The organism is Mesorhizobium sp. M0808 (assembly GCF_040320025.1).
Lineage (GTDB): Bacteria > Pseudomonadota > Alphaproteobacteria > Rhizobiales > Rhizobiaceae > Mesorhizobium.
The window spans coordinates 1-25,761 of record NZ_JAMYOX010000027.1 but is presented as its reverse complement, the minus strand read 5'-3'; the positions used below and the strand labels follow the sequence as shown (position 1 = coordinate 25,761).

The following is a 25,761-nucleotide window of genomic DNA, read 5'->3' as shown; positions in this document are numbered from 1 at the left end:
AAGGAGAACCACATGAACAATCTCGGATATATCGGGGCCGGAGCCCGAGCCGGAGCCGTCTACGATGAAGGCCTGCGCCGGCACATGCTGCGCCTCTATAACTATATGGGCCTTGGCCTCGTCGTTACGGGCGTGATCGCGTTCGTGGTGGCTTCCACGCCCGCCCTTTACGTGCCGATCTTCTCCACACCGCTGAAATGGGTGGTGATGCTGGCCCCGCTGGCCTTTGTGCTCTTGTTCTCGTTTCGGATGCAGGCGATGTCGGCAGGCGGCGCCCAGGCGATGTTCTGGGCATTCTGCGCGGTCATGGGCCTGTCGCTGGCTTCCGTGTTCCTGGTCTTTACCGGCACCAGCATCGCACGCACCTTCTTCATCGCCGCCACCATGTTCGGCGCGACCAGCCTTTACGGGTACACGACCAAACGCGACCTGACGCAGTTTTCGTCGTTCCTGATCATGGGCCTGATCGGCGTGGTGATCGCCAGCATCGTCAATATCTTCCTGGGCTCGACCGCGCTCCAATTCGCGATCTCTGTGATCGGCATCGCCGTCTTCATCGGCCTCACCGCCTGGGATACCCAGACGATCAAGGAGCAGTATGCGGAAAACTTCGGCGCGGAATCACAGCAGAAACTCGCTGTCTTCGGGGCATTCTCGCTCTATCTGAACTTCATCAACATCTTCCAACTGCTGTTGAACTTCACCGGCGAGCGCGAATAGCCGGCGTTGAACCAAGACCGGAGTTGGACATCCTGGACAGAAACGATCAGCAAGCGATCGGACAGCTCTTCGAGAAGTTGGCAAGCGCCGAGCGCCAGGCGCCGCCGCGCGATGCCGAAGCAGAGCGCTTCATCCAGGACCAGATCACCCAGCAGCCTGGGGCGCCATATTACATGGCCCAGACGATCGTGGTGCAGGAGCAGGCCCTGAACGCAGCTCAGGCGCGCATAGAAGAACTGGAGGAGCAGGCGCGGCAGCCGGCCGGCGGTGGACCGCTCAGCGGCTTCTTCGGCCGCAGCGGCGGCAGGCGCTCAGGCTCGGTTCCGCGGGTAGGGCGCACCGCCTCCGTTGCAACTGAAGGGCCGCAGGACACGCCACAACGGGCAGGCGGCGGTTTTCTTGCCGACGCCGCGCAGACCGCGATGGGCGTGGCGGGCGGCGTGCTGCTCGGCAACGCGATCGCCGGCGTGCTTGGCGGCAGCGAAGCGAAGGCAGCTGAACAGCCGACGCCGCAGCCGGACGAAGCCGATCAGGCAGGCGATTCCAGCTCCGATAATGGCGGTGACTTCGGTGATATGGAGTTCTGACGAGCGACCCAGCCTGTGCCTGTGCTGGCGCTGGTGACGATTGCGGGTCAGCATCGGCGAGGTGGCGAGGGCAACATCCGGGAAGCGAGCCCTCGCCGGCGGCTAATAGCCCAGGCGCTTCAGTTCAGCCTTGACCGCCGCGATCGTCCGCCGGCGGCTAATAGCCCAGGCGCTTCAGTTCAGCCTTGACCGCCGCGATCGTCTTGAAGCGGAAGTGCTTCGTTGCGCCGTCGCGCCAATGGCAGTCGCATGTGGTATCGAACTTCCGGCTCGCTTTCAATTGAGTCAGCGCCTTCTGGCCTGGCTTGGGGCCATCGAAGATGCGAACTTCGTAGAGCGTCCCTTCGACATCGTAGTGCATCTGAGCCCAGGAAAGTATCACGATCAGTTCCTTTGCCGGGTCGTGGTCGGCGTTGGCGAGGCCGAGCGCTATGTCCGGTGTGTCGCCCTCTTGTTCACCGATCGTGACCTGGATTGCGCGATATCTGTTGTCAGCTAGCCGTTGTAGCGCGACGAGTGGGCGTTCCGGATATTCCTCAGTAGTCTGGTAATCGACGAAGAGTGTCTGGAGGCCGTTCCAGCTCACGGCTGTGGTGTGCGGATCAGCATTGTCGGCGAACCCAACAACACGTTTGGCGAAAGCCAGGTCGTTCTCGCCTGGCGCACGATCAAAGTCCTGCGCTCGCGCGCCAGTGAGCGCGCAGGCGAGGGTGAGGGCAAGACTTGCAAGTAGCGGGAGTGTGTTCATGATTCCCAACCCTAGCATGCCCGTTGCCCCACAGCGCTGTTGCGAATGTCTAAGAGTGACCGGCCTGATCTCGCCGCCAACGGATGCTATAGGCGTAGTCGCATAAGATAGATTATGGAACTGGCATGGCCGATTGGATGTGACGTGAAGATAGCACCTCGCGAGATCCAACTCGGGAACCCAGGCCGTAAAAACTTAGTCTTTCACGCTGATTCGTAAGGGATTTCGATCGTCATGCCGTCATAAGCAGGCTCGACGTTGGCCGGCGTCTCGGCCATTACCGTAGCGTAGTCGAGTGGCACATGCATATGCGTCAGCACCGCGTTCTTCGGCGCCAGTCTTTCGATCCAGCCAAGCGCCTGGCCAAGCGACAGATGGCTCGGATGGACGGTGTATTGCAGCGCGTCGATGACCAGCATGTCCAGCCCGCGCAAACGCTTGGCGGTCGCCTCCGGAAAGTCGCTGACGTCAGGGCAATAGGCCAGCCCGCCGATGCGGAAACCCAGCGAGGTGATGTCGCCATGGAGCTGCAGCAGCGGTTCGAGGGTGAGGGCGCCGCCCTCGCCTGCGATCACCACCGGCCTGTGGTGGTCGATGATATGGGCGTTGACGATCGGCGGATACGAACTGCCTTTCGGTGTTTCGAAACAGTAGCGGAACGCCTCGCGTAGGCGCAGCATGGTAGCCTGATCCGCATGGATGTCGATCCGGTGGCGCTGCTCGAGCACGAAGCCGCGCAAATCGTCGATGCCGTGGATATGGTCGGCATGCGGATGTGTATAGACCACCGCATCGATGCGCTTGACCGATGCCAGCAGCATCTGCTCGCGGAAATCCGGGCCGGTGTCGATGACGACCGTGGTCCGGGCGCCACTCGCCGCGATCCGCTCGACGAGCGCTGCGGTGCGCGTGCGCCGGTTCCGGGGGTCCGCGGGATCGCAATTGCCCCAGTCGCCGGTGATGCGTGGCGTGCCCGGCGATGAGCCGCAGCCGAGGACGGTAAGACGTAACCGGTCGCTCATGCGTCAGGCGCCCGGCGCGCTCGGGCGCGGCATTTTCCTAAACAGCCGGAAGAAATTATCCGTGGTGATATTAGCGATCTCGGCCTCGCTGAAGCCGATCGTCTCGGCCAGCACCTTGGCTGTATGCGCGACATAGGCGGGCTCATTACGCTTACCGCGAAACGGGATTGGCGCAAGGTATGGCGCGTCGGTTTCGAGCAGCAGACGGTCGCGCGGCACATCGGCGGCGACGGCGCGCAGCTCGGCGGAGTTCTTGAAGGTCAGGATGCCGGAAAACGAGACGTAGCCGCCGAGCGCCACGCCGATCTCGGCCAGCCGGCGCCCCGACGAAAAACAGTGCAGGATGAAGGGGAAGGCGCCCTTCCCCGTTTCTTCTTCGAGGATATCAGCCATGTCGTCGTCGGCGTCGCGCGAATGGATGACCAGCGGCAGACCGGTCACGCGCGCCGCGGCGATGTGGGTGCGAAAGCCCTGCGCCTGTGCGTCGCGCGGCGCATGATCGTAGAAATAGTCGAGTCCGGCCTCGCCAATCGCCACCACTTTGCGATGAGCAGAGAGCCGCACCAGATCATCGACAGTGACATCAAGCTCTTCGGCCGCATTATGCGGATGGGTGCCGACCGAGCAATAGACCTCATCGAAAGTCTCTGCAATCTCAAGCACTTGGTTAAATCGCTTCACCCTCGTCGAGATCGTCACCATTCGGCCGATGCCGGCCGCTAGGGCGCGGGCGACAATGGCCGTCCGCTCTTCGGCGAAATCCGGAAAGTCGAGGTGGCAGTGACTGTCGACCAGCATCAGGCGTTCGCGTCCTGCTTTTCGTAACGCGGAAAGACCGCCTCCGGCGCGGGCAATGCCGTGCCGGGCACCAGCGCATAGTCGGCGTGGACATGCGCAAAGTCACGGTTGTCTGCCGGCACCGCCAGCAGGTCGAGCAGCTTAGCAGCCGACCCCGGAACAAAGGGCTGGCAGAGCAGCGTCACGCGCCGGACGACTTCGATCGTCGTCCACAGAACTGTCTTCATACGCTCTGGATCGCTTTTGCTTAGCGCCCAGGGTTGCTGAGAGGCGAAATAGCGGTCAGCTTCGGCCACCACTCCGAAGATCGCCGCCAGCGCCAAATGGATGCCCTGATCCGCCATCGCCTTTCGCGCGACGGCGAGTGCCCCCACCGCTTGGTCGAGGATGGCGCTGTCGGCTTCGGTCAGTTCGCCGCGCTTTGGCACCGCGCCGCTGCAGTTCTTGGCGACCATCTTCAGCGAGCGCTGCGCCAGGTTGCCGAGGCCATTGGCAAGGTCGGCATTGGTGCGGTTGACGATCGCATCATGGCTGTAGCTGCCGTCCTGGCCGAACGGCACTTCGCGCAGCAAGAAATAGCGCACCTGGTCGAGGCCGTAGTGCTCGATCATCGCGAACGGGTCGATGACGTTGCCGACCGACTTCGACATTTTCTCGCCGCGGTTGAACAAAAAACCATGCGCGAACACGCGCTTCGGCAATTCGATGCCAGCCGACATCAGGAAAGCCGGCCAGTAGACCGCGTGGAAGCGGACGATGTCCTTGCCGATGACGTGCGCGTTTGCCGGCCAGAACGACCATCTCTCATTGGCCGGATCCGGATAGCCGGCGGCGGTGATGTAGTTGGTCAAGGCGTCGACCCAGACATACATCACATGCTTCTCGTCGCCCGGCACCGGGATGCCCCAGTCGAACGTGGTGCGCGAGATCGATAGGTCCTTCAGGCCGGACCTGACGAAGCTCATCACCTCATTGCGCCTCTCGGCAGGACCGACGAAATCGGGCTGGTTTTCGTAAAGTGCAAGGAGCCTGTCCTGATAAGCCGACAGCCGGAAGAAGTAGCTCTCTTCCTCGACCCATTCGACCGGCGTCCCCTGCGGCCCATAGCGGACATTGTCGGCACGCACCTCGGTCTCTTCTTCGCCGTAATAGGCTTCGTCACGCACCGAGTACCAGCCGGCATAGCCGCCCTTATAGACGTCGCCATTGGCGGCCATCGCCTTCCAGATCGCCTGCGAGGCCTTGTAGTGCCGCTTTTCCGTGGTGCGGATGAAATCGTCGTTGGAGGCATCGAGCGCGACGGCCATGCGCTCGAAATCGGCCGAGTTGCGGTCTGCCAGCTCGCGCGCTGAAATACCTTCTCTCTTCGCCGTCTGCAGCATCTTTATGCCGTGCTCGTCGGTGCCGGTGAGAAAGAGCACGTCCTTACCGTCGAGCCGCTGGAAGCGGGCCAGCGCGTCGGTGGCAATCAACTCGTAGGCATGGCCGATATGCGGTTTGCCGTTCGGATAGGAAATAGCCGTCGTGACGTAGTATTTTTCGCGTGCCATGGATGAGCCGTCATGAATGTCTGAATGAAAGATGTCGCGGTGAGATATCGCATCGAAACGGCAATTGCCATCCGACGCCAATGTGGTGGCTTCGAAGTTCCTGCGATTGATTGGGATCAATACTCAGGGGCTTCAAAGCCACGCCAGCGGCCGTCACATTCGCATTGCAGAATTCAGGCGGTCGATCATGGTCAGGGCGTGCTGCTTTTTGTCGAGATTGTAGGTCTCGGTTTCAGATATAGCGTTCAAAGCCTCGTGCCAAGTATCCGACAGCGTTTTGGCCCGCGCGAGATCGCCGGCGAGCGCGGCCTGGCTGGCGCCGGCCGACAGCAGATCAAGCGCGCGGCGATTGAATATCTCGAACGGGATTGCCTGGTCGCGGCCGGCGACCGCCTCGGCAAGACGGTAGGCGCCTGCGACATCTATCTTCTTGGACATGACCAGGGCGTCGAGGGTGGCGGCGATTTCGAGCCCTCCATACTGCGTCAACAGGATCGCATTGCGCGCGCTGCCCCCTGCCCGCTCCGCCAGCGCCGCGCGCGCCCCAGGATCCTCCGGTGGCGGCGGCTCGATGCCTTCCAGAACCGTCATCAAGTTCTCGGCATCGAGCGGCGCCAACCGCACCATCTGGCAGCGCGACCGGATCGTCGGCAGCAGACTGCCCGGCGCATGGACGATGAGGATGAACAAGGTGCGCGCGGGTGGCTCTTCAAGATTCTTCAGCAAGGCATTGGCAGCATTGGTGTTCATGTCGTCGGCGGGATCGACGATAACCACCCGGTAGCTGCCGTCGTGCGAGGTCAGCGACAGAAAACGGCTGACCTTGCGGATTTCGTCGACCGTGACCACTGTCTTGAAGCTCTTGGTCTTGTCGTTCGCCGGGCGTGTAAGATGCAGCACCGAAGGATGCGCGCCGGTGGCGATCTGTCGAAACAGCGACGAAGCCGGATCTGGAACGGCAAGGCTTTCCGGCGCCTGCTCGAAGGCCGGGTGCTTCAACAGATGATGCGCCAGGTGAAAGGCCAGCGTCGCCTTGCCGATGCCAACCGGTCCGGCAAAGATCAGTGCGTGCGGCAGCTTTCCCGAGCGGTAAGCGGTGGCGAGCATGTTGGCCGCCTGCAGGTGACCGACAAGACGCGGCGTCTCGGATGGCTCGGGCACCCCGTCCAGCGTATCGTGCTGTTCGGGCGCGATGCGTTCGAAAATCATGCTGGCGCCGCCTGCCTTCTTTGTGCCGGCATCATCCTCTCGAGAGCCGCGAACACCGCGGCGGTAACGACATCCTCCACCGCATCTAGGTCGGCTGAGGCATCGACGACAACGCAGCGTTCGGGTTCAGCTGAGGCGATCGCGAGAAACGCCTCGCGCCGGCGTTGGTGGATGGCCAATGTTTCTTTCTCGAAGCGGTCCGGTCCGTCACTGCTGCCCCGCCGGGCGGTAGCGCGCCTCAGGCCCTCGGCGGGGTCGATGTCGAAGATCAGTGTCATGTCCGGCACCATGCCGTTGATGGCGACCTTCTCCAATGCGTCCATGAATGCCGGGTCGAGGCCGCCGGTCACGCCCTGGTAGACGCGCGAGGAATCCATGAAACGATCGCAAAGCACGACCGAACCGCGCTCGACTGCCGGCCGGATGACCTGTTCGACATGGTCGGAACGCGCAGCGGCGAAAAGCAGCGCTTCCATCTTGGGGCCGAACGGCTCGGCTGCGCCTGAAAGCAGGACATGCCTGACCGCCTCCGCGCCCGGCGAGCCACCCGGCTCACGTGTCACCAGCACATCGTATTTCTTGGCGCGCATCTTCTTTGCCAGCCGCTCGATCTGCGTCGACTTGCCTGCTCCTTCGCCGCCTTCAAAAGTGATGAAAAATCCGCGCGCCAAAGCCTTTGTCCATACTTCGGGGACCGTATAGTCCCGGCGGGAAAAAAGGTCCACCGCGACGGTGCTAACGCAGCCAGCCGACGGCCAGTTCCTTGGCGGCGTCGAGCGCGCGCTGCGGCAGCGAACCGACACCGATCGACTCGGCGGCAAACAGCGGCGTCTCCTGGCTCAGCGTATCGCCGATCCAGACGCGCAGCGTACCCACCGGCTGCCCCTCCTCCACCGGCGCTGCCACCGGTCCGTCATAGACGATCCTGGCGGTGAGCTTGTCGCGGTTGGTGATCGGCAGGAAGATCTGCACCGGTCCTTTTGCCTTTAACGCGACACCGGACTTGGCGCCGCCAAAGACCTGGGCTTCGCCAACCACTTCGTCCTTGGCGAATACTTCAGTCTTCTCGAAGGAGCGAACGCCCCAGTCGAGCAGCTTTCGCGCTTCCTCAGCACGCTCACGGTCGTTTGCCAGGCCGCTCATCGCCGCGATCACCCTTGTGCCGTTGTGGCTGACCGAGCCGACAATGCCGAACCCGGATTGCTCGCTGGCACCGACCGCGAGCCCGTCGGCGCCTATGTCCATGGCCAGTAGCGGATTGCGGTTCCTCTGGGAAATCTTGTTCCAGGTAAAATCCTTCTGGCCGTAATAGCGGTAGAGATCCGGGTAGTTGCGCCAGATATGCAGCGCCAGAAGCGCAAGTTCGCGAACGCTCGTTTGCTGCTCATCGGCCGGCAGACCGGTGGAATTGACGAAAGTCGATTTCTGCAAGCCGATCTGGCGGGCACGCCCGGTCATCTGCGCTGCGAAGTTTGCTTCGGACCCGGCCATCCCTTCAGCAATGACGATACAGCCGTCATTGGCCGCCTGCACGGTCACGCCCTGGATCAGGTCTTCCAGCCGGATCGTCGACTTGAGCTTGGCGAACATGGTCGATGTCCCCGAAGGAGCGCCGCCTTTGCGCCAGGCGTTCTCGCTCACCACGAAGGTATCATCGAGCGTCATGCGCCCTGATTTGATGGCGTCGAAAACCACTTCCATCGTCATCAGCTTGGCCAGCGAGGCCGGCGGAATCAACCTGTCGGCGTCCTTGGAAAACAGCACGGTTCCGGTTTCGGCATCGATCATGAAGGCCTGCGCGGCCTTGGTCTCGAAAAGCTGTGCTGAGGCCGGCGCAAGCGAGAGCAGCAGCAGGCCGAGCGCCATAAGCCCGGTGAAAGGGTGAAAAGATTTCATCAGGTTCGACCAGTGAGCCGGCGCTTTTGCAAGTTGGCAGAAGCTATCAGGCTTTTGCCTGGCGGATCAATCGCGCGCGAAAAAACCAGGCAGCCCCGAGCTCAGTTGCGTACAGCAAGCGCATCCGGCGCACCATGCGACCACGCTGCCTGCAGCATCTCGTCCAGGCTGCCACGACCGTCGGCAAAGAGGTTGACCGAGTACCAGTCCTTGCCTTCAAGTTCCGAGCGCTGGATCTCGGTCTTGCCGAAGCTGGAAAGCTGGGCCGCCACACGCTCCGCTTCGGCGGCATTCTCGAACGAACCCGCCGCGACATAGTCCGTGGGCGACCCGGTTGGAGGAGCTTGCCGCTTCCACGATTGAAGAATTTCGGCGGGCGACATGCCGGCGCCATCCAGCTCGGCAAACGCGTTGGAGGCGCGTTGCACGCGCTCGTCCGCGTAAGACAGCGACGCCACGGTGAACGGCGATTGCGCCGGCAGGTTGATCTCCGGGCGCTCCGGCACGATCGGGCCGAAATCGGGCAGTACAATGTCTCCCAAAGCAGATGCTTGCACTGCCATGACAGGCCCTGCATCGGATCCCTGCCCGGAATTCGTCAGCTGACCGGGGAACGGCACGGCAGCAGCGCTCATCGGCAGGCTTGGCGACGGCCCATTCATCGCGACCATGACACCGCTGGGCAGGCCGTCCGACGGATCCGGCGCCCTGTTGCCTGGACGATACGAAGCCACAAGATACTGCCCGTCATTGCCTTCGAGCGGCGCACGGCCGACATATTCGACCTTCACCTCGGCCGTACCGATGTTGGCATAATCGAGCATTTCAGCAGCGCGCTTCGACACATCGATGATGCGTCCATCATGATAGGGTCCGCGGTCGTTGACGCGCACGATCACCGAGCTGCCGGTCTTCATGTTGGTGACCCGCGCATAGCTCGGCAGCGGCATGGTCGGATGCGCCGCCGTCAGATCTGCCATGTCGTAGACTTCGCCGTTGGCGGTCAACCGGCCGTGGAAGGCCTCACCGTACCAGGATGCGAGGCCAACCTTGGCGTAACGTTTGTCTTCCTTCGGATAATACCACTTGCCGCGCACCTGATAGGGCTTGCCGAGCTGGTCGCGTCCGCGAGACGTCTTGAACATGACGCGCGGGCTGGCTTTCACGCCGTATTCGGCTTCGGAAAAATATTCCTTGGAGCGAGGTTTCTTGTTGACCATCGCCTTTTGCTGCGGCCCGGCACATGCTGCAAGAAAGGCTGCCGACAAGGCAAACAGCGCGAAAGCGGAAGCGCGACGAAGACGCGGGCGCGCCGTGGTCTGCATATTTTGATTATCCCCTATAGCATCGACGAAGGCACCGCAGCATGAACGTCAGCGATGCCAAAGCACCCACTCCAGAAACGCCGGCGACGCCCTACCCCAATCCTTTTTGTGCGCAGGAATTGTTTATCACCGTATTAACCGATTGTGGTCGGAACCGGGCGAGATTGTGGCACGGACCGCCTCGCTGATCGGCATGAAAATCATCGCTTATCGATCAGAAACGCCGTTCGTGGCGCACTTTGCCTCTGGCTTGGCGTGTCTGCGAGCGCAGATTCAGGGACCGAATATCACAAGTTCGGTGAACGTCAGATCTCCAGGTGCGGGTGGTCTGGGACCTTTGAAGTATTTCAGCCCCTTGTTGGGCCGGTACCATCCCACCAAACCTGGAATCGGCTCCTTGGCGTCGACAAAGCAAACCAGGATTCCGCTTCGCAAGAGAAAGCGCCCCATCGCACCGGCGCAGCGGCTCAAATCCGCAAGCGAGCGGCAATAGATGACCTGATGGCACTGGATAACACCGTGCAACATTCGGCGCGGCATCAATACCAGGGGGAACGCTGCTCCGTCGCAAATGCAGATCAACGACAGGCAGCCCAGCGCGGCGTGTTCCGAGAGTATGTACCTCTCACTCTCGGGCAGCATCGCCAATTCCGGGAGATCGGGACGCACTTCGACTACGCGACATGACCGCTGCGTCAAACTTAAAGCCGGCAAGAAGGTAAATTGTCCGCTGGAGAAGAGCCGAAAGCCTAGCGCCCGGTTGGCTTTCAATGTCGCTTGTGCCGGCGAAATGTTCGTGTAGGTCACGTCCTTCCGCTTGAGAACCGCCACAACCAACATGGCGCCATAAGGACGGAATTCTGCATCGACTGACCAGCTTGAAAGATTGCAGCGGATTTCGTCGCCCTCTGGCCCCTGGTAGCGAGCATAAAGGGTGAGCACAACGCCGACGATCCGACCGGCATGCTCCAAAACAAAGCCATATCGTGGGAACTCGGCAACCGCAGGACGCTGCGACAAACGGGTCAGAGCGTGTATCCAGTAACTCCGGTTACGCGCCGGAAAGCCCCTGCACAGGCAATCAACCACTCCCTCCCAGTCGGTTTCGCGGATTGGTCTACAGCGAAGACCGGGCGGGAGAGCGCCAAGTACGGCCAAAATCAACTCCAGAATACGATTTACTTACATGTGCCTAATGCGCTCCACATATCAGCGCTCAACGATTAATAGTCCGTGCGGGTTTTAAAAACGATTTTCCACACTCAGCACAAACACAGCTCGCCATGACGCTGCTCACCGTCCTGGATCGCGCCGAAAGGTGCGGCCGCCACGGTTGACTTGGCGTTGAATGCGGCTTTACAGGAATGGAGCGCGAACCGGTCGGGGAACGTCCTGGTGCCAATCCGGTACCGACAGCTCGAACCCGCTCCTCTCGCGATATCCTAAGTGATTGAAAAATCACCTTGGAGGGATGGCCGAGCGGTTTAAGGCACCGGTCTTGAAAACCGGCGTGGGTGCAAGCCCACCGTGGGTTCGAATCCCACTCCCTCCGCCATATCCGGCCAATTTCTTCAATCCTGCAGGCATGACGTCGAGTTTTCCGCTCGTCGGATTCTCGACTGCCTGGGTCTAACAGGCCGGTCCGCTTCGGGGAGAACCGCCGCTCTGCCCCATGCAGCGCACCACCTCTCGCGTCGCTGAAATGCGACAGGTGCTGATCGTGGCAACGATACCAAAGTACCGGTGATACTATTGCGTAATCAACAACCTGCCACAAAGCGAAGACTGTCACCCGCCGCGCAGCCGCGCTTCGTCGGGTTGATTTCTCCGCCCGAATATGGTGCTTCTCCCGCCCATGAATAAACTATTTTCTGCGGTCCTCGCATGGACGATAGTGGCTTGGCCGGCCAGCGCAATGGACAGCGCATTGCGCGCCGGCCTGCTGAAACTCGATCCGCAAACCCGGCTGGAGCAGCGATGCGACGCCGAAATTCTCGACCGGATTACCCGCGACGACCACAAATACAAAGCCGATCGTGTCGTCGCCTACGCTTTTGCGACGCCCGAAATGGGCGCCGATGCGATCAAGAGCCCGGGTGCTGCGTTTCGCAGCAAGGGACAGTGGTACCGGCTGAAATTCAAATGCGAAACAGCGCCGGACCATATGGAAGTCCTGCAGCTCCGCTATCGGATCGGTGATGAAATTCCGGAAAGCGACTGGCCCAAATACAATCTCTATAACTAGGCATTCGCGACCTGTGGCCGCATTTTGCCGGTGTTTCGGGCCGATCGTCGCAAACTCTGTATATTGCCGGCCTTGTTCCAACCAGTCCCTTGACGCGCGGGAACCATACACGTTAGGCCCTCCAGGCATTCGACGCGAACGGTCGGCCAACCAGCAAGGGACTTCCAGTCGATGGAAATTTTCACTGCCGCGGGCTTCTCTGCCCTGCTCCAGGTCATCGCCATCGACCTCGTGCTTGCAGGCGATAACGCCATCGTCATCGGCTTGGCCGCGGCGGGCTTGCCGGTCGAGCAGCGCAAGAGAGCGATTCTCATCGGCGTGGTGGCGGCGACGGTGCTGCGTATCGGTTTTGCTGCGATCACCGTCACCCTGTTACAGATTGTCGGCCTGCTGCTGGCCGGCGGCATCTTGCTGCTGTGGGTGTGCTGGAAGATGTATCGCGAGCTGCGCACGTCGTATGCCGACGAGGTGGAGGCGACCGAAGCGCTGTCCAATTCCGATATCAACAGCGATGATATGGTGGCCGGCAAGGCGCGCAAGAAGACCTTGGGTCAGGCGGCATTGCAGATCGTCATCGCCGACGTGTCGATGTCGCTCGACAACGTACTGGCGGTCGCCGGCGCGGCGCGCGATCACTTCCAGGTGCTGGTGATAGGCCTCGTCCTGTCGATCGCGCTGATGGGCCTTGCCGCGAGCTTCATCGCCAAGCTGCTGCACCGCCATCGCTGGATCGCCTATATCGGCCTTTTGATCATCTTCTATGTCGCACTCGATATGATCTACCGGGGCGCGGTGGAAGTCTTGCCGCATGTCAGCAGTGCGGTGAGCTGACACGCCGACTCGAATTCTCATCGGTCGGCCTTTCAGCTTCGGCGAGCCTTCGGCGACGCTGGCGGTTGCGTTTCGCCGCAGCCGCTGCCCATACCAATGCCGCGACAAGTGTGATACTGCGCCGCCAATCCTGAAAATCCGGAAAAGCTTAGATGTCCGCCCCTCGAGTCAGTTTCGTCAGCCTTGGATGCCCGAAAGCCCTTGTGGATTCGGAGCGCATTATCACCCGCCTGCGCGCCGAAGGCTACGAGATCGCCCGCAAGCACGACGGCGCCGACCTGGTCGTCGTCAACACCTGTGGCTTCCTCGATTCGGCTCGCGACGAATCGCTCAACGCCATCGGCTCCGCACTTTCGGAGAATGGCAAAGTTATCGTCACCGGCTGCCTCGGCGCCGAGCCGGACGTCATCCGTGAAAGACATCCGAACGTCCTCGCCATCACCGGACCACAAGCTTATGAAAGCGTGATGGCGGCGGTGCATGAGGCTGCCCCCCCGAGCCATGATCCCCACATCGACCTTTTGCCGCCGCAAGGGGTCAAGCTCACGCCGCGCCACTATGCGTATCTCAAGATTTCGGAAGGCTGCAACAACCGCTGCACCTTCTGCATCATCCCGGCGCTGCGTGGCGACCTCGTATCGCGGCCGGCGGCCGACGTGTTGCGCGAAGCCGAGAAGCTGGCCAAGGCCGGGGTCAAGGAGATCCTCGTCATCTCGCAGGATACCAGCGCCTACGGCATCGATATCAAATACCAGACCAGCATGTTCGGCGATCGCGAAGTGCGGGCGAAATTCCTCGATCTATCGGAAGAACTGGGCAAGCTCGGTGTCTGGGTGCGCATGCACTATGTCTATCCCTACCCGCATGTCGCAGACGTCATCCCACTGATGGCCGAAGGCAAGATCGTTCCCTATCTCGACATTCCGTTCCAGCACGCCTCGCCGCAGGTGCTGAAGAACATGCGCCGGCCCGCTCATGGCGAAAAGACGCTCGAGCGTATTCGCGGCTGGCGCGACATCTGCCCGGACCTTGCCATCCGCTCCACCTTCATCGTCGGCTTCCCCGGCGAGACGGATGACGATTTCGAGATGCTGCTCGACTGGCTGGACGAGGCCAAGATCGACCGCGCCGGCTGTTTCAAATACGAGCCGGTCAGAGGCGCCCGCTCCAACGAGCTCGGCCTCGAGCAAGTGCCGCAGGAGATCAAGGAAGCCCGCTGGCACCGCTTCATGCAGCGCCAGCAGAAGATTTCGGCAACGCAGCTAACCAAGAAAATTGGCAAGCGCCTGCCGGTCCTGATCGACGAGGCGCATGGCAATTCGGCCAAGGGCCGGACCAAATACGACGCGCCCGAAATCGACGGTTCGGTCCATATCCAGTCGCGGCGGCCACTGCGCGCCGGCGAAATCGTCACGGTCAAGATCGAGCGCGCCGACGCTTACGACCTTTACGGCTCAGCAGTCTGATATTCCGTCCAAAATGAAAAGGGCGCCGCGTGGCGCCCTTTCGTTCGATATGTTTCCGACCACCTACTGCGGCAGCTTGTCGTCGACGCCCTTCACGTAGAAATTCATGCCGAGCAACGTGGCGTCGTCGGCGACCTCGCCCGCCTTCAGCCAAGGTGTGCCGTCCTGCTTGGCGATCGGCCCGGTGAAGGGGTTCCAGCCGTCGGCGATCTTCTTGGTGGTGGCTTCGGCCATCGCCTTGACGTCGTCGGGCATGTTGGTGAACGGCGCCAGCTTGACGGCGCCGTCCTTAATGCCGAGCCAGACATTGTCGGGCTTCCAGGTGCCGTCGAGCGCCGCCTGGACGCGGCTGATGTAGTAGGGACCCCACTCGTCGGTCAGCGAGGTCAGCTGCGCGTGCGGCGCGAACTTGATCATGTCGGAGGACTGCCCGAAGCCGTGCAGCTTGCGCTCCTCCGCCACCTGCAAGGCAGCGGTCGAGTCGGTGTGCTGGACGATGATATCGGCGCCCTGGTCGAACAATGCCTTGGCAGCATCGGCCTCCTTGCCCGGATCGAACCAGGAGTTCACCCACACGATCTTCGCCTTGAAGTTCGGGTTGATCGACTGTGCGCCGAGCATAAAGGAATTTATGCCCATCACCACTTCCGGGATCGGGAAGGAAACGATGTAGCCGGCGACGCCCGACTTCGATTGCTTGGCGGCGATCTGGCCAAGCACGTAGCGGCCTTCGTAGAAACGCGCATTGTAGATGCCGAGATTTTCGGCCGTCTTGTAGCCGGTGGCGTGCTCGAACATCACCTTGGGGAATTTCTTGGCGATCTTCACTTCCGGGTCCATGAAGCCGAAGGACGTGCCGAAAATGATCTTGCATCCCTCGCGCGCCAGGCGCTCGAAGGCGCGGTCGGCATCGGGGCCTTCGGAGACGTTTTCGAGATAGGCGGTCTCGACCTTGTCGCCGAGTGCCTTTTCCACCTCGAGGCGGCCTTGGTCGTGCTGGTAGGAGTAGCCGAAATCGCCGATCGGGCCGGTGTAGACCCAGCACGCCTTCAGCTTGTCCGCCGCCTCGGCTGATGCCGCCAGCGACAATGCGGCCGTCGTCGCCATCAGGGCAATAAGCAGTTTTTTCATTGTGTTACCTCTCTGAGTTAAGCCTTGGAGCTTCCGTCTTTTTGTTGTCAACGATCCGGAACGAATGGCTGGCCCAAGGAGGCCGGCGTGTTCATCATCGTCAAACGCTTGTTGCGCGAGATTAGAACGAGAACCACGACGGTTGCCAGATAGGGCAGCGAAGAAAGCAGTTGCGAGGGAAACGATTTTAAGAACGCAATTAACTTGTAGAGCAACCAGGGCGCGTCGACGAAGTCCTGCAGATTTATGGCTTGGACGTGAAGCTGGCCAACCCAGATCGCGCCGAAAATATAGGCGCCGGCCAGCACCCGCCATGGCCGCCAGGAGGCGAAGACGACCAGAGCCAGCGCGATCCAGCCGCGGCCGGCGGTCATGTTCTCCACCCATTGCGGTGTGTAGACCAGCGATAGGTGACCGCCGGCGAGGCCGGCACAAGCGCCGCCGAAAATCACTGAGAGATAGCGGTAGCGGATGACGTGGATGCCAAGCGCATGGGCGGATGCATGGCTGTCGCCGATCGAGCGCAGCGTGAGCCCGGTGCGGGTCTTGAACAGGAACCACATGACGGCGGCGGTCAGCGCGATCGAGATGTAGAAGATTGGATCCTGGCCGAACAGCAGCCTGCCAACGACCGGGATTGCGGTCAGGCCGGGAATATCGAGGTTTGGCAGCCTTTCGCCGGGCTGGCCGACAAAATTCGTTCCCATCATGCCGGAAAGGCCGAGGCCGAGCAGTGTCAGCGACAGGCCGGTGGCCACCTGATTGGTGGCCAGCGACAGCGTCATGACGGCGAACAGCAGCGAGAACACTGCCCCCATGGTGATTGCCGCCAACAGCCCTATCCAAGGCGAGCCGGTGAGATAGCCGGCGCCGAAACCGCCGACGGCACCCATGATCATCATTCCTTCGACGCCGAGATTGAGCACACCCGAACGTTCGACCACCAGTTCGCCGATCGCCGCGATCAGCAGCGGCGTCGCCGCCGTCGCGATGGTCAAGAGGATGTTGACGGTGATGTCCATCAGCGGGCTTCCTCCAACTTCGGCGCTGCCTCGAGCTTCGGCGCGGAAAAGCCGGTCAGGCGAATGCGGTAATGGATGAGCGTGTCGCAGCCGAGCACGAAGAACAAAAGCATGCCCTGGAACACGCGCGCCACCTTGTCGGAGATGCCGAGCGCGCTTTGCACTGCCTCGCCGCCCAGATAGGTCAGCGCCAGCACAAGGCCTGCGGCGACGATGCCGAGCGGATTGAGCCGGCCGAGAAATGCCACGATGATAGCGGTAAATCCGTAGCCGGGCGAGATCACCGGCTGCAATTGTCCGATGGCTCCCGAGACCTCCGAAATCCCTGCAAGTCCGGCCAGTGCGCCCGACAGCAGGAAGGCAAAGAAGACCATGCGGTTAAGGCCAAACCCGGCGAAGCGCCCTGCCCTCGGGCTTGAGCCGAGCACGCGGACCTCGAAGCCTTTCAGCATACGGCTCATCAGGATCCAGATCAGGATCGCCGCGATCAACGCGAAGGCAAATCCCCAGTTTGCCCGGCCGGATTCAGGGAGGAGTTCAGGCAGTATGGCCGAGTCGTTGAACTGGATGGTCTGCGGGAAACCGTGGCCCTGCGGATCGCGCCACGGCCCGCGTACGAGCCAATCGAGGAAGAGCTGGGCGACATAGACCAGCATCAGGCTGGTCAGGATCTCGTTGGTGTTGAAGCGCGTCTTCAGCAGTGCCGGGATTGCAGCATAGGCGGCCCCACCGACCATGCCGAGCAGAAGCATCAGCGGCAGCACCAATGGGCCTTCGAACTGCGGAAACAGCACGGGGATGATCGAGCCGACAATGCCGCCCAGGATGAACTGGCCTTCGGCGCCGATGTTCCAGATGTTGGCCTTGTAGCAGACCGACAGTCCGACCGCGATCAGGATCAGGGGGGCGGCCTTGATTGCCAGCTCATGCAGCTGCCAGACCTGGCTGATCGGTTCGATGAAGTAGATGCGGAACGCGGTTAACGGGTTGACGCCGAGCAGCGCGAACATGATGGCACCGGCAATGATCGTCAAAACGAAAGCGATGAAAGGCGAGAGTGCCGAAAACAGCATCGAGCGCTGCGGGCGTTTTACAAGTTCGAGGCGCATCAAGCCGTCTCCAGCGTATGTTCGGCATGACCGGGTTCGGCGCCGCCCATCAGCAGCCCGATTTTCTCGAATGTCGCTTCAGCTATCGGCAGCGGCTTCGACAGTTCGCCATTGTGCATGACCGTGATCGCATCGGAAATCTCGAACAGCTCGTCGAGGTCCTGGCTGATCACCAGCACCGCCGAGCCGCTGCGCGCCAGTTCGATCAGCGCCTGGCGGATGTGGGCCGCCGCACCCGCGTCGACCCCCCAGGTCGGCTGATTGACCACCAAGACGCTCGGCCGGCGGTCGAGTTCGCGGCCAACGATGAATTTCTGCAGATTGCCGCCCGAAAGAGCCGCAGCCTCCGGATCCGGCGCGCTCTTGCGCACGTCCATTGCCTTTATGATGCGCTGGGCAGCGGTATGGATCGCATCGCCCTTGACCATTCCACCGGCGCCGACAAACATCTTGCCATCGGTGGCGTGGCGCGACAGAAGCAGGTTCTCCGAAAGCTTCATGCGCGGTGCTGCGCCATGGCCGAGCCGCTCTTCCGGGACGAAGGCAGCGCCCATCAGACGCCTGCCGGTGATGGTGAGGCCGCCGGCATCCTTGCCGCGGATGCGGACCGAGCCGGCATCCTGCTGCAGCACCTCGCCGGAAACGGATTCGAAGAATTCGCCCTGGCCGTTGCCGGCCACACCGGCAATGCCGATCACCTCGCCGGCGCGGACCTCGAGATTGATGTTCCTGAGCGGGATCGAGAACGGGGTCGCCGGCCTGCGGGTGAGTTCGCGGATTTGAAGCAGCGTCGGCGCGGTCTCGATACCCTCGGCCGGCGCCCGCACCACGGCCTGCACCTCGTTGCCGACCATCATCCGCGCCAACGAAGACGCGGTTTCCTGGCGCGGATTGCAATGGCCGACCACCTTGCCGTGACGCAGCACGGTGGCGCGGTCGCAGATCCGTTTGACCTCTTCCAGCCGGTGCGAAATGTAGAGGATGGACTTTCCTTCCGAACGCAGCCGTTCGAGCGTCTCGAACAACTTATCGGCCTCCTGCGGCGTCAGCACCGAAGTTGGTTCGTCGAGGATGATAAGTTGCGGCGTCTGCAGCAGGCAGCGGATGATTTCGATGCGCTGACGCTCGCCGACCGACAGATCACCGACCAGCGATAGCGGATCGAGAGGCAGGCCGTAACTGTAGGAGAGCGCCCTCGCCTTGGCCGCGATCGTGCTGATCGGCGAGCCGTCATCCAGCGACAGCGCGATGTTCTCCGCCGCCGTCAGCGCTTCGAACAGGGAAAAATGCTGGAAAACCATGCCGATGCCGAGCTTTTTTGCGGTGCCGGGGCTGGTGATTCTGACCGCCTGGCCATTCCAGAAAATCTCGCCGGAATTCGGTTCCAGCGATCCAAACAGCATTTTCACCAGGGTCGACTTGCCGGCGCCGTTCTCGCCAAGCAACGCGTGGATCTCACCCTTGGCAATGTTGAGATCGACATGGTCGCACGCCGTCAACGTGCCGAATATCTTTGTGAGGCCGCGAACCTCAAGCAGGTTTGCGCCGTCCTGATCTGCACTCACGGTGCCTCCATCTGGTTTGCCAGACATGTTCTGTGTTCCCGCAAGCATCGTATGCGGGGGCTGCTCTCTACGGTAAGCGCCTCACGACTTGAAAGAGCTTCAAGAATTTCAGCGGAAACTCAAGCGGTAAAGAGCAGTTCGCAAGAACGGCGGCGTCGGCGGCCCGAAACGGCGGGCGCCTAAGGGATAAGTATTGTTGTCCCGGTGGTCCTGCGCCCTTCGAGATCGGAATGCGCCTTGCCGGCCTCGCTGAGCGCGTAACGCTGGTTTATCTTGATCTTGACGGCGCCGCTGAGCACCACGTCGAACAAGGCGGCGGCGGAAACCTCGAGGTCTTCGCGCCTGGCATTATAGACGAACAGCGTCGGCCGCGTTGCGAACAGCGAGCCCTTCTGCGCCAGCAACGAGATGCTGAAGGGCGGGATCGGCCCAGACGATTGACCGAAGCTGACGAAAGTGCCGAGCGGCCGCAGGCAATCGAGCGAGGCTGGAAATGTGTCGTTGCCGACTGAATCGTAGACAACGTCGCATTTCTTGCCACCGGTGATAGCGGCAACGCCGGCCACGAAATCCTGTTCGCGATAGTTGATCACGTGGTCGAAGCCATGCGCCTTGGCGAGCTCGATCTTGTCGGTGGAACTCGCCGTGCCGATCACTGTCGCGCCGAGATGCTTGGCCCATTGGCCGAGGATCAGCCCGACACCGCCGGCCGCCGCATGAAACAGGATCGTGTCGCCGGCTTTCACCTTGAATGTACGGCGCAACAGATATTCGGCGGTCATGCCCTTTAGCATCATGGCTGCGGCCTGTTCGTCGCTGATGCCGTCCGGCACCTTCACCACGCGGTCGGCGGCGATCACGCGCTGCCCGGCATAGGCGCCGGTCGTCACGGCGTAGGCGATGCGATCGCCGGGTTTGAGCCAGTCGACATCCGAGCCGACATCCAAGACCACGCCGGCCGCCTCGCCGCCAGGGATCAGCGGAAATCCGCCCTGCGGCGGATAAAGGCCAGAGCGATAATAGACGTCGATGAAATTGAGACCGATCGCGGTATGCTTGACCAGGATCTGTCCCGAGCCCGGCTGCCCGGGATCGGCATCCTCATAGGTCAGGACCTCCGGGCCGCCATGGGCATGGATGCGGATCGCTTTGGACATTTTCTGGCTCTCTTGGGATCAGGCTTTCTTATCCGACTTGGCGCCGAGATTTGGGAAGAACTGCATGATAGCGCCGATGCAGGCGAGGTAAAGCCCGGTGAACGTAATCCCGAATTTGATGAAATCGCTGACCTGCTCGCCCAGCACGCCGATCTGGTCGTAGAAGGAGGCAAGTGCGGCCTGCGCCAGCGCCAGCGCGCCGAAAGCGCACCAAAGCAGCGTCATGCCGAGATTGATTGGCCGCAGCCGCTTCACCCGCACCGGATGGATGAAATTGATCGGCACGAAGGTGAGAATGGCGGCCACCACGACCACCGCGAAAGAAACCCATTGTCCGGGCTCGATGACGAACAGCGTGAACACCACCATGTTCCAGACGACCGGAAAGCCCTTGAAGAAATTCTCCTTCGTCTTCATGCCGGTATCGGCATAGTAGATTGCGCTCGACACCACGATGATCGCCGCCGACAGGAACGACAGGCGCTCGCCCATGAAGCCGCGCTGATAGAGCGCGAAGGCCGGAATCAACACGTAGGTCACGTAGTCGATGATGTTGTCGAGCAGTTCGCCCGACCAAGTCGGCAGGATTTCCTTGACATCGAGCTTCCTGGCGATCGGCCCGTCGATGCCGTCGACGAAAAGCGCCAGCCCCAGCCACCAGAACATCGCCGTCCAGCGCTGCTCGCTTGCTGCCACTAGCGACAGAAACGCCAGGAATGAGCCCGACGCGGTCAAGAGATGGACCGAGAACGCCCGCGCCTGAGGCCATGTGACTTTCTTCTTCGGCCGCGGAATCCGGTCGGCGATTTTCCTGGCCGTCGTCTTCTTGCTCACGGGCCCCGCCAGTCCAGCTTGCAGATTTCGGCCGAACGGCCAGCAAAGTTCCAGTTGCGGCCAAAGGCCCGCATTTTGCTCTTGTCGGATTTGGCGACGATGATTTCCGGCGCAATCCAGTATTCCGAATTGCTGATGACCGCATCCTTGTCGCGATCCTTGCCGGTGATTGGCGTCACCGCACCATCGATGATCTTCGGTATCTGAAAGATGCGTGTTTTTTCACGCGTCTCGTAGGTGATCGGCACCTGCTCGGCGCCGAGGAACTGTCCGACCAGGATGGAGAGCAGCGATGTGGTTCCACCGGCCTTGCCGGTGAATATCTTCGTCAGTCCCTTCACAGCGTAAACCGAGGCGCGCTTGTCGATGAACAGGCCCGCTGTCCAGTTGCCGCGGCTCATATAACCGGGGATTTCCATGACCAGCCCAAGATTGAGACCGGACAGGTCGACCTCTCCGAAATGGCCGGCATCGATCCGGAACCCCGCCCAGGTTTGGCAATAGCCTTCCGTAGGCGGATGATTGCCGAGCGACAGAACGCAAGGGCAAAAAACCGTGCAATTGCAGGAAAGGATGAGCTCTCCCTTCATTGCCCAGTTTTGATCTGTCATCGAATTCTCCCCCTCATGCCGAGACTACTAGTAGCGCGGCTGCCCAGACAAGAAGTATCGCACCGCCCAGCCGCGTCGGCAGATTGCCTGCCGTCTGTTTTTCGACCAGGCTGAACAAGCCGATCAGCGCCATCCAGAACACGTTCATCACACCGACGGCAAACATTACCAGCATCAGCGCCCAGCAGCATCCAAGGCACCACAGGCCCTGCTCCATACCGAGCCGGAAAATGCGAATGGGCCTGGCGCTCCAGTTGGCGAACAGGACCGAGAACGGATTTCTGCACTTCTCCAGACAGGCTTCCTTCAGCCAGCTGAACTGATAGAGACCAGCGATCGACAGCGCGGCTGCTCCGGCAATTCCAAGCAGCGGATCGAGCATCTGCCCGGATGACACGAATGCATGGACTGCGAGCGTCAGGGCAGCGAATATTGCCGAGGCGGCAAGCCAGACGCTCAAATATCCAGCGACAAGGATCAGCGGATGGGCAACGGGTTCCCCCTTGATCCTGGCGGTATCTGCGATCTCGCAATAGGTGCGGATCATCGGCGCCGCGGAGGGCAGCATGGTCGCGATGGCCATCAACAGCCACATCGCGGTGAGTGCCCCGCCTTGCGCGCCTACGCTTGCGCGAAGCGGCGCCGGCGCAAGGCAAAGGGCGAAGAAACGCGCAAGGAAATCCGGCAGCGGCAGTTGCGGCAGGTTCCCCAGCATCGTGTCGCCGGGTGCATCGGTGCCCGGGAGCCGGCTTACGGCACCACGAACTGCCATTGCGCCGAGAAGGAGCCAGGCAAGGGCGATGCCCATGCCGGCAACGACGCTCACCGTCAGTCGAGGGCTGCGCGCAACGCTCGCCATCGCGCGGCCGGTGCCGTCGAGGTGGCTGAAATCGTCTTGTTGGCCGGTCATGGCAACCGAATGGGCCGAATCGCCGCGTTGATCAAGCCGCATCACCTGACCTATATGGACCAGCAGGTCGGACGGGCCTCACCTCGCAATTCGGAAGCCGAATTTGAACCATCGGGAAACAGCACGGATACTGGTCGCCGGCAGCGGCCCTGCGGGGCTGATCGCGGCGCTTGGCTTTGCCGAGGCGGGCTTTCCCGTGACGCTCGTCGGACCCGATGCAGCCGGCCCCGACGGCCGGACGACAGCCTTGATGAACCCTGCCCTGAAGATGTTCGAACGGCTAGGGATCTTCGACGGAATCAGGCCGCACGCAGCGCCGCTCAAGGTGATGCGTATCGTTGACGCAACCAACCGGCTGATCCGCAGCCCGACAGTGACCTTTCGCGCCAGCGAGATCAACGAAGAGCAATTCGGGCTGAACTTGCCCAACAGCGTTCTCAACCGCACGCTAGCCGAGGCTGTCGCGCATTCGGGCATCGAATGGCGAAAGTCGATGGTGGAGGCATGGCGCCTCGATGCCGACCATGCCCATGCCGTTCTCGCCGACGGCAGCGAGGTTGAGGCATCGTTGGCAGTTGCCGCCGATGGCCGTCAGTCGCCGGCCCGCGAGGCAGCCGGCATCCGGACCTCGATCCGATCCTATCCGCAGGCGGCGTTGGTGCTCAATTTCGGTCACCGCAGCGACCATGCCTTCACCTCGACCGAATTCCACACCGAGACCGGTCCGTTCACACAGGTTCCCCTGCCCGGCAACCGGTCCAGCCTTGTCTGGGTGCTCGAACCCGATATCGCCAAGGACCTTGCAGCACTCGACGACGCCGAGCTTTCGACGCGGGTCGAACAGCGAATGCAATCGATGTTGGGCCGCGTGTCGGTTGAGCCCGGCCGGCAGATCTACCCACTTTCAGCGGTGAGCCCGTGGCGGTTTGCGCATCGCCGCGTGGCACTTGTCGGTGAAGCCGCCCACGTGTTTCCCCCAATCGGCGCGCAAGGCCTCAATCTCGGCATCCGGGATATCGACGACCTGATTGGTGCCGCAAGCAGAAACCGCTCGGACCCGGGCGCCGCCAAGGCGCTTGCAGCCTATGATTTCAAGCGGCGGCCGGACATTCTGGCGCGCAGCAGCGCGGTCAACCTGCTCAACATGTCGTTGCTTTCCGACATGCTGCCGGCTCAGATGGCGCGCAGCGCTGGCCTTGGCGCGCTTGAGAGGTTTGCGCCGTTACGGGCGTTTTTCATGCGCGAGGGTCTTCGACCCGGCAGCGGTTTTGCGGCGTTTTTTGGCGGATTGCGAAAACCGGCTGAGCGATAGCGATCTTGGCCACCGCCCTTGATCCGCATCTCGCGATGCTCAACCCGGCATCACGGGGATCGGGATTGAATTGACGCGGCGTCTGCGCCAAATAATGACGATGTCGACCTTAAGGTCTGGGCCAATCTTTGCCGGACCGATGCGTAAGAATCTAAAGTCCTGGAGCGTTCCTTGCGTGTTCCAGGATGCGTGGCGTTCAAGAAGTTCAAGTGGTGAGTGCGATGAAGACAGCCAAATTCTCGATCGGACAGGTGGTTCGGCACCGGCTGTTTCCGTTCCGCGGCGTCATTTTCGACGTCGATCCGCAATTCGCCAATACCGACGAATGGTACGAGGCGATCCCCGCTGACGTGCGGCCGCGCAAGGACCAGCCTTTCTATCATCTGCTCGCCGAGAATTCCGAAACGGAATACATCGCCTATGTGTCCGAGCAGAATTTACTCGAGGACCGGTCGGGCGAACCGGTCCGGCATCCGCAGATTGGTGAAATGTTCGACAAGAAGCCGGACGGGCGCTACGAGCCGAAGCACCAATTGAGACATTGACTTAGTCGGAATCTGGCTGGACTGGGACAGGCTTGAGACATGGCTGGACCCGACAAACAGCCGGTCCAAACGAAAAAAGCGGGGTATAAGCCCCCGCTTTTTTGTTGGTTCGAAAACCCGTCGATCAGTTGGCGGCCTTCGCCTTTTCCTGCTCTTCCTTGAGCTTCTTGGCAAAGTCCTGATTGTTCTTGGCGACGAACTCCTGGAGCTTCTTCTGTCGGTCCTCGATGTCCGACTGCTGCAGCGGCGGGCCGTCGAAGGCGCCGCTGAAGCCGGTCAGCGCGATCTTGATCGGGTTCGGCTGGTTCTGGAAATTGACCGAGGTCAGCGTCAGGTTCGAACCTTTCTTGAAGGACGCGACGAGCTGATCGGTCAGCGGCACTTCCGCCACGCAGCGATCCGGAAAACAGATCACATAGTCGAGCTTCTGCGCCTTGCCGCCGTCGATCTGGAGGCCGATGCCGGGAGGAACGAGACGGCCGGTCGGAACCGTCACCTGGAACACCTTGCGGTTCACCTTGCCCTTCAATTCGATCAGGCTGACGCCAGTGATGAGCTGGCCGTTGCCGGCGGTGGTGATGTTCTGGACATTGCAGATGTCGACGTCTTCCTGCTTGGTGCAGGCCTTGAACCAGCCTTGCGGAATCTGCTGTTGCTGCTGCGCGGAAGCAGCGGGAATCCCGGCGCCCAGAATGCCGACTACGCCAGCGGCCATGACCGACAGGCGGTACGCGTTGCTGTTCAGGCTCGTCATGTCGTGCATTCCTCTCAAATGATCCCGGAACCGGCTTTTTTCATGCCGTGTGGTCCAGCTACCTGTTGCCGAAATGAGGCAACAGAATGACTTCGGACGGCGTGTTACACTGCAAGCGGTGCCGAATCCAGCCCGGGTCTCGCGAATCTTGGCCGAGGGATAGGCTCAAGGGGTTGGCCGGTGCACGACCGGCTCATGTATGCTGCGCATCGAATCGGGAAGGAGACAGTCATGGGCCGCGTTGTCGTTTGGCTGATCGCCACAATGTTGTTTGTCGGCCTTTCCCTGCAGCCGGGCCTGTCGGAACCGAAGCACGCGCTTGCCATGCAGGGCGAGCCGGCGCTGCCATCCGACTACAAGCATTTCAACTATGTGAATCCCGACGCGCCGAAAGGCGGCAGCATTACCTATTGC

Annotated in this window: 25 protein-coding genes, 1 tRNA gene and 1 pseudogene; 9 read left to right on the top strand and 18 right to left on the bottom strand. The window is 61.4% G+C overall.

Annotation, left to right across the window (positions count from 1 at the left end):
- Positions 1–12: 12 nt before the first annotated feature.
- The gene (locus NKI25_RS24995) at positions 13–720 is read left to right on the top strand and encodes a Bax inhibitor-1/YccA family protein (protein WP_352999668.1); all 708 of its coding nucleotides are present in this window, start codon (positions 13–15) and stop codon (positions 718–720) included.
- Positions 721–743: 23 nt separating this feature from the next.
- Complete coding sequence (locus tag NKI25_RS24990) at positions 744–1,307, top strand: DUF2076 domain-containing protein (RefSeq protein WP_245274627.1); 564 nt, start codon at positions 744–746, stop codon at positions 1,305–1,307.
- A gap of 157 nt (positions 1,308–1,464) precedes the next feature.
- Here the strand turns inward: NKI25_RS24990 and NKI25_RS24985 are convergent, their stop codons facing one another.
- The 9 genes from NKI25_RS24985 to NKI25_RS24945 all read right to left on the bottom strand — a co-directional run bounded on the left by NKI25_RS24985 (position 1,465) and on the right by NKI25_RS24945 (position 11,013).
- Positions 1,465–2,055 carry a hypothetical protein gene (locus tag NKI25_RS24985; protein ID WP_352593878.1) on the bottom strand — a complete coding sequence of 197 codons (591 nt, stop codon included), beginning with the start codon at positions 2,053–2,055 and terminating at the stop codon, positions 1,465–1,467.
- Positions 2,056–2,258: 203 nt separating this feature from the next.
- Positions 2,259–3,077, bottom strand: a complete 819-nt coding sequence (locus NKI25_RS24980) for an MBL fold metallo-hydrolase (RefSeq protein WP_352636703.1) — start codon at positions 3,075–3,077, stop codon at positions 2,259–2,261.
- A 3-nt stretch (positions 3,078–3,080) separates the two neighbouring features.
- Positions 3,081–3,875, bottom strand: coding sequence for a TatD family hydrolase (locus NKI25_RS24975; protein WP_352593880.1), 795 nt, complete (start codon positions 3,873–3,875; stop codon positions 3,081–3,083).
- The gene (gene metG / locus NKI25_RS24970; RefSeq protein ID WP_023675060.1) at positions 3,875–5,425 is read right to left on the bottom strand and encodes a methionine--tRNA ligase; all 1,551 of its coding nucleotides are present in this window, start codon (positions 5,423–5,425) and stop codon (positions 3,875–3,877) included. The genes NKI25_RS24975 and metG overlap by 1 nt, the downstream gene beginning before the upstream one ends.
- 153 nt (positions 5,426–5,578) lie before the next feature.
- Positions 5,579–6,634, bottom strand: a complete 1,056-nt coding sequence (locus NKI25_RS24965; protein ID WP_352593881.1) for a DNA polymerase III subunit delta' — start codon at positions 6,632–6,634, stop codon at positions 5,579–5,581.
- Positions 6,631–7,305, bottom strand: a complete 675-nt coding sequence (gene tmk / locus NKI25_RS24960; protein WP_352448921.1) for a dTMP kinase — start codon at positions 7,303–7,305, stop codon at positions 6,631–6,633. The genes NKI25_RS24965 and tmk overlap by 4 nt, the downstream gene beginning before the upstream one ends.
- A 64-nt stretch (positions 7,306–7,369) precedes the next feature.
- Entirely contained in the window at positions 7,370–8,500 is a 1,131-nt protein-coding gene (locus NKI25_RS24955; protein ID WP_352593887.1) for a D-alanyl-D-alanine carboxypeptidase family protein, read from the bottom strand.
- Positions 8,501–8,631: 131 nt separating this feature from the next.
- Positions 8,632–9,855, bottom strand: coding sequence for a septal ring lytic transglycosylase RlpA family protein (locus NKI25_RS24950; RefSeq protein ID WP_352646064.1), 1,224 nt, complete (start codon positions 9,853–9,855; stop codon positions 8,632–8,634).
- Positions 9,856–10,128: 273 nt separating this feature from the next.
- Positions 10,129–11,013: a GNAT family N-acetyltransferase gene (locus NKI25_RS24945; protein WP_352593883.1), complete on the bottom strand. Its 885-nt coding sequence runs from the start codon at positions 11,011–11,013 to the stop codon at positions 10,129–10,131.
- Between the two features lie 307 nt (positions 11,014–11,320).
- Here NKI25_RS24945 and NKI25_RS24940 point away from each other — a divergent pair.
- The 4 genes from NKI25_RS24940 (at position 11,321) to rimO (ending at position 14,397) form a co-directional block, all read left to right on the top strand.
- Positions 11,321–11,410: transfer RNA gene (locus NKI25_RS24940), tRNA-Ser, on the top strand.
- Positions 11,411–11,692: 282 nt separating this feature from the next.
- A complete protein-coding gene (locus tag NKI25_RS24935) occupies positions 11,693–12,100 on the top strand; it encodes a DUF930 domain-containing protein (RefSeq protein WP_352456770.1) in 408 nt (135 codons plus the stop codon).
- Positions 12,101–12,271: 171 nt separating this feature from the next.
- Positions 12,272–12,931 (top strand): TerC family protein, encoded by a 660-nt coding sequence (locus tag NKI25_RS24930; protein WP_023675054.1) that lies wholly within the window; start codon positions 12,272–12,274, stop codon positions 12,929–12,931.
- 152 nt (positions 12,932–13,083) lie between these two features.
- The gene (rimO, locus tag NKI25_RS24925; protein ID WP_352577862.1) at positions 13,084–14,397 is read left to right on the top strand and encodes a 30S ribosomal protein S12 methylthiotransferase RimO; all 1,314 of its coding nucleotides are present in this window, start codon (positions 13,084–13,086) and stop codon (positions 14,395–14,397) included.
- A 63-nt stretch (positions 14,398–14,460) separates the two neighbouring features.
- Here rimO and NKI25_RS24920 read toward each other — a convergent pair whose 3' ends face one another.
- The 8 genes from NKI25_RS24920 to NKI25_RS24885 all read right to left on the bottom strand — a co-directional run bounded on the left by NKI25_RS24920 (position 14,461) and on the right by NKI25_RS24885 (position 22,778).
- Complete coding sequence (locus tag NKI25_RS24920) at positions 14,461–15,528, bottom strand: BMP family ABC transporter substrate-binding protein (RefSeq protein ID WP_352646066.1); 1,068 nt, start codon at positions 15,526–15,528, stop codon at positions 14,461–14,463.
- 47 nt (positions 15,529–15,575) lie between these two features.
- Positions 15,576–16,550, bottom strand: a complete 975-nt coding sequence (locus NKI25_RS24915; protein WP_352448916.1) for an ABC transporter permease — start codon at positions 16,548–16,550, stop codon at positions 15,576–15,578.
- Positions 16,550–17,662 carry an ABC transporter permease gene (locus NKI25_RS24910; protein ID WP_352999665.1) on the bottom strand — a complete coding sequence of 371 codons (1,113 nt, stop codon included), beginning with the start codon at positions 17,660–17,662 and terminating at the stop codon, positions 16,550–16,552. Before NKI25_RS24910 ends, NKI25_RS24915 begins: the two co-directional genes overlap by 1 nt.
- The gene (locus tag NKI25_RS24905; RefSeq protein ID WP_502897430.1) at positions 17,659–19,251 is read right to left on the bottom strand and encodes an ABC transporter ATP-binding protein; all 1,593 of its coding nucleotides are present in this window, start codon (positions 19,249–19,251) and stop codon (positions 17,659–17,661) included. Before NKI25_RS24905 ends, NKI25_RS24910 begins: the two co-directional genes overlap by 4 nt.
- A gap of 152 nt (positions 19,252–19,403) precedes the next feature.
- The gene (locus tag NKI25_RS24900) at positions 19,404–20,381 is read right to left on the bottom strand and encodes a quinone oxidoreductase family protein (RefSeq protein WP_352456767.1); all 978 of its coding nucleotides are present in this window, start codon (positions 20,379–20,381) and stop codon (positions 19,404–19,406) included.
- A gap of 18 nt (positions 20,382–20,399) precedes the next feature.
- Positions 20,400–21,176: a phosphatidylcholine synthase gene (gene pcsA, locus NKI25_RS24895; protein ID WP_502894454.1), complete on the bottom strand. Its 777-nt coding sequence runs from the start codon at positions 21,174–21,176 to the stop codon at positions 20,400–20,402.
- Positions 21,177–21,211: 35 nt separating this feature from the next.
- On the bottom strand, positions 21,212–21,826 hold the full coding sequence (locus NKI25_RS24890; protein WP_352999662.1) for a DUF1326 domain-containing protein: 615 nt from the start codon (positions 21,824–21,826) through the stop codon (positions 21,212–21,214).
- Between the two features lie 13 nt (positions 21,827–21,839).
- Complete coding sequence (locus NKI25_RS24885; RefSeq protein WP_352698876.1) at positions 21,840–22,778, bottom strand: DUF2182 domain-containing protein; 939 nt, start codon at positions 22,776–22,778, stop codon at positions 21,840–21,842.
- 61 nt (positions 22,779–22,839) lie between these two features.
- On the opposite strand from NKI25_RS24885, the gene NKI25_RS24880 reads away from it, so the two are divergent.
- Both NKI25_RS24880 and hspQ read left to right on the top strand, forming a co-directional pair.
- Positions 22,840–24,048, top strand: a complete 1,209-nt coding sequence (locus tag NKI25_RS24880) for a UbiH/UbiF family hydroxylase (RefSeq protein WP_352568627.1) — start codon at positions 22,840–22,842, stop codon at positions 24,046–24,048.
- A 221-nt stretch (positions 24,049–24,269) separates the two neighbouring features.
- Positions 24,270–24,593, top strand: a complete 324-nt coding sequence (hspQ, locus tag NKI25_RS24875) for a heat shock protein HspQ (RefSeq protein WP_023675043.1) — start codon at positions 24,270–24,272, stop codon at positions 24,591–24,593.
- Between the two features lie 124 nt (positions 24,594–24,717).
- On the opposite strand, the gene NKI25_RS24870 is transcribed toward hspQ, so the two are convergent.
- On the bottom strand, positions 24,718–25,347 hold the full coding sequence (locus NKI25_RS24870) for an invasion associated locus B family protein (RefSeq protein WP_023675042.1): 630 nt from the start codon (positions 25,345–25,347) through the stop codon (positions 24,718–24,720).
- A gap of 231 nt (positions 25,348–25,578) precedes the next feature.
- Here NKI25_RS24870 and NKI25_RS24865 point away from each other — a divergent pair.
- Positions 25,579–25,761, top strand: a pseudogene (locus NKI25_RS24865) (ABC transporter substrate-binding protein); the annotation flags it as partial.

Excerpts from the sequence above, each read along its gene's own strand:
- NKI25_RS24995 (WP_352999668.1), top strand. The coding sequence starts at position 13 with ATGAACAATCTCGGATATATCGGGGCCGGAGCCCGAGCCGGAGCCGTC.
- NKI25_RS24985 (WP_352593878.1), bottom strand. The coding sequence starts at position 2,055 with ATGAACACACTCCCGCTACTTGCAAGTCTTGCCCTCACCCTCGCCTGC.
- NKI25_RS24980 (WP_352636703.1), bottom strand. The coding sequence starts at position 3,077 with ATGAGCGACCGGTTACGTCTTACCGTCCTCGGCTGCGGCTCATCGCCG.
- NKI25_RS24975 (WP_352593880.1), bottom strand. The coding sequence starts at position 3,875 with ATGCTGGTCGACAGTCACTGCCACCTCGACTTTCCGGATTTCGCCGAA.
- metG (WP_023675060.1), bottom strand. The coding sequence starts at position 5,425 with ATGGCACGCGAAAAATACTACGTCACGACGGCTATTTCCTATCCGAAC.
- NKI25_RS24965 (WP_352593881.1), bottom strand. The coding sequence starts at position 6,634 with ATGATTTTCGAACGCATCGCGCCCGAACAGCACGATACGCTGGACGGG.
- NKI25_RS24955 (WP_352593887.1), bottom strand. The coding sequence starts at position 8,500 with ATGGCGCTCGGCCTGCTGCTGCTCTCGCTTGCGCCGGCCTCAGCACAG.
- NKI25_RS24950 (WP_352646064.1), bottom strand. The coding sequence starts at position 9,855 with ATGCAGACCACGGCGCGCCCGCGTCTTCGTCGCGCTTCCGCTTTCGCG.
- NKI25_RS24935 (WP_352456770.1), top strand. The coding sequence starts at position 11,693 with ATGGTGCTTCTCCCGCCCATGAATAAACTATTTTCTGCGGTCCTCGCA.
- NKI25_RS24930 (WP_023675054.1), top strand. The coding sequence starts at position 12,272 with ATGGAAATTTTCACTGCCGCGGGCTTCTCTGCCCTGCTCCAGGTCATC.
- rimO (WP_352577862.1), top strand. The coding sequence starts at position 13,084 with ATGTCCGCCCCTCGAGTCAGTTTCGTCAGCCTTGGATGCCCGAAAGCC.
- NKI25_RS24920 (WP_352646066.1), bottom strand. The coding sequence starts at position 15,528 with ATGAAAAAACTGCTTATTGCCCTGATGGCGACGACGGCCGCATTGTCG.
- NKI25_RS24915 (WP_352448916.1), bottom strand. The coding sequence starts at position 16,550 with ATGGACATCACCGTCAACATCCTCTTGACCATCGCGACGGCGGCGACG.
- NKI25_RS24905 (WP_502897430.1), bottom strand. The coding sequence starts at position 19,251 with ATGTCTGGCAAACCAGATGGAGGCACCGTGAGTGCAGATCAGGACGGC.
- NKI25_RS24900 (WP_352456767.1), bottom strand. The coding sequence starts at position 20,381 with ATGTCCAAAGCGATCCGCATCCATGCCCATGGCGGCCCGGAGGTCCTG.
- NKI25_RS24890 (WP_352999662.1), bottom strand. The coding sequence starts at position 21,826 with ATGACAGATCAAAACTGGGCAATGAAGGGAGAGCTCATCCTTTCCTGC.
- NKI25_RS24885 (WP_352698876.1), bottom strand. The coding sequence starts at position 22,778 with ATGCGGCTTGATCAACGCGGCGATTCGGCCCATTCGGTTGCCATGACC.
- hspQ (WP_023675043.1), top strand. The coding sequence starts at position 24,270 with ATGAAGACAGCCAAATTCTCGATCGGACAGGTGGTTCGGCACCGGCTG.
- NKI25_RS24870 (WP_023675042.1), bottom strand. The coding sequence starts at position 25,347 with ATGACGAGCCTGAACAGCAACGCGTACCGCCTGTCGGTCATGGCCGCT.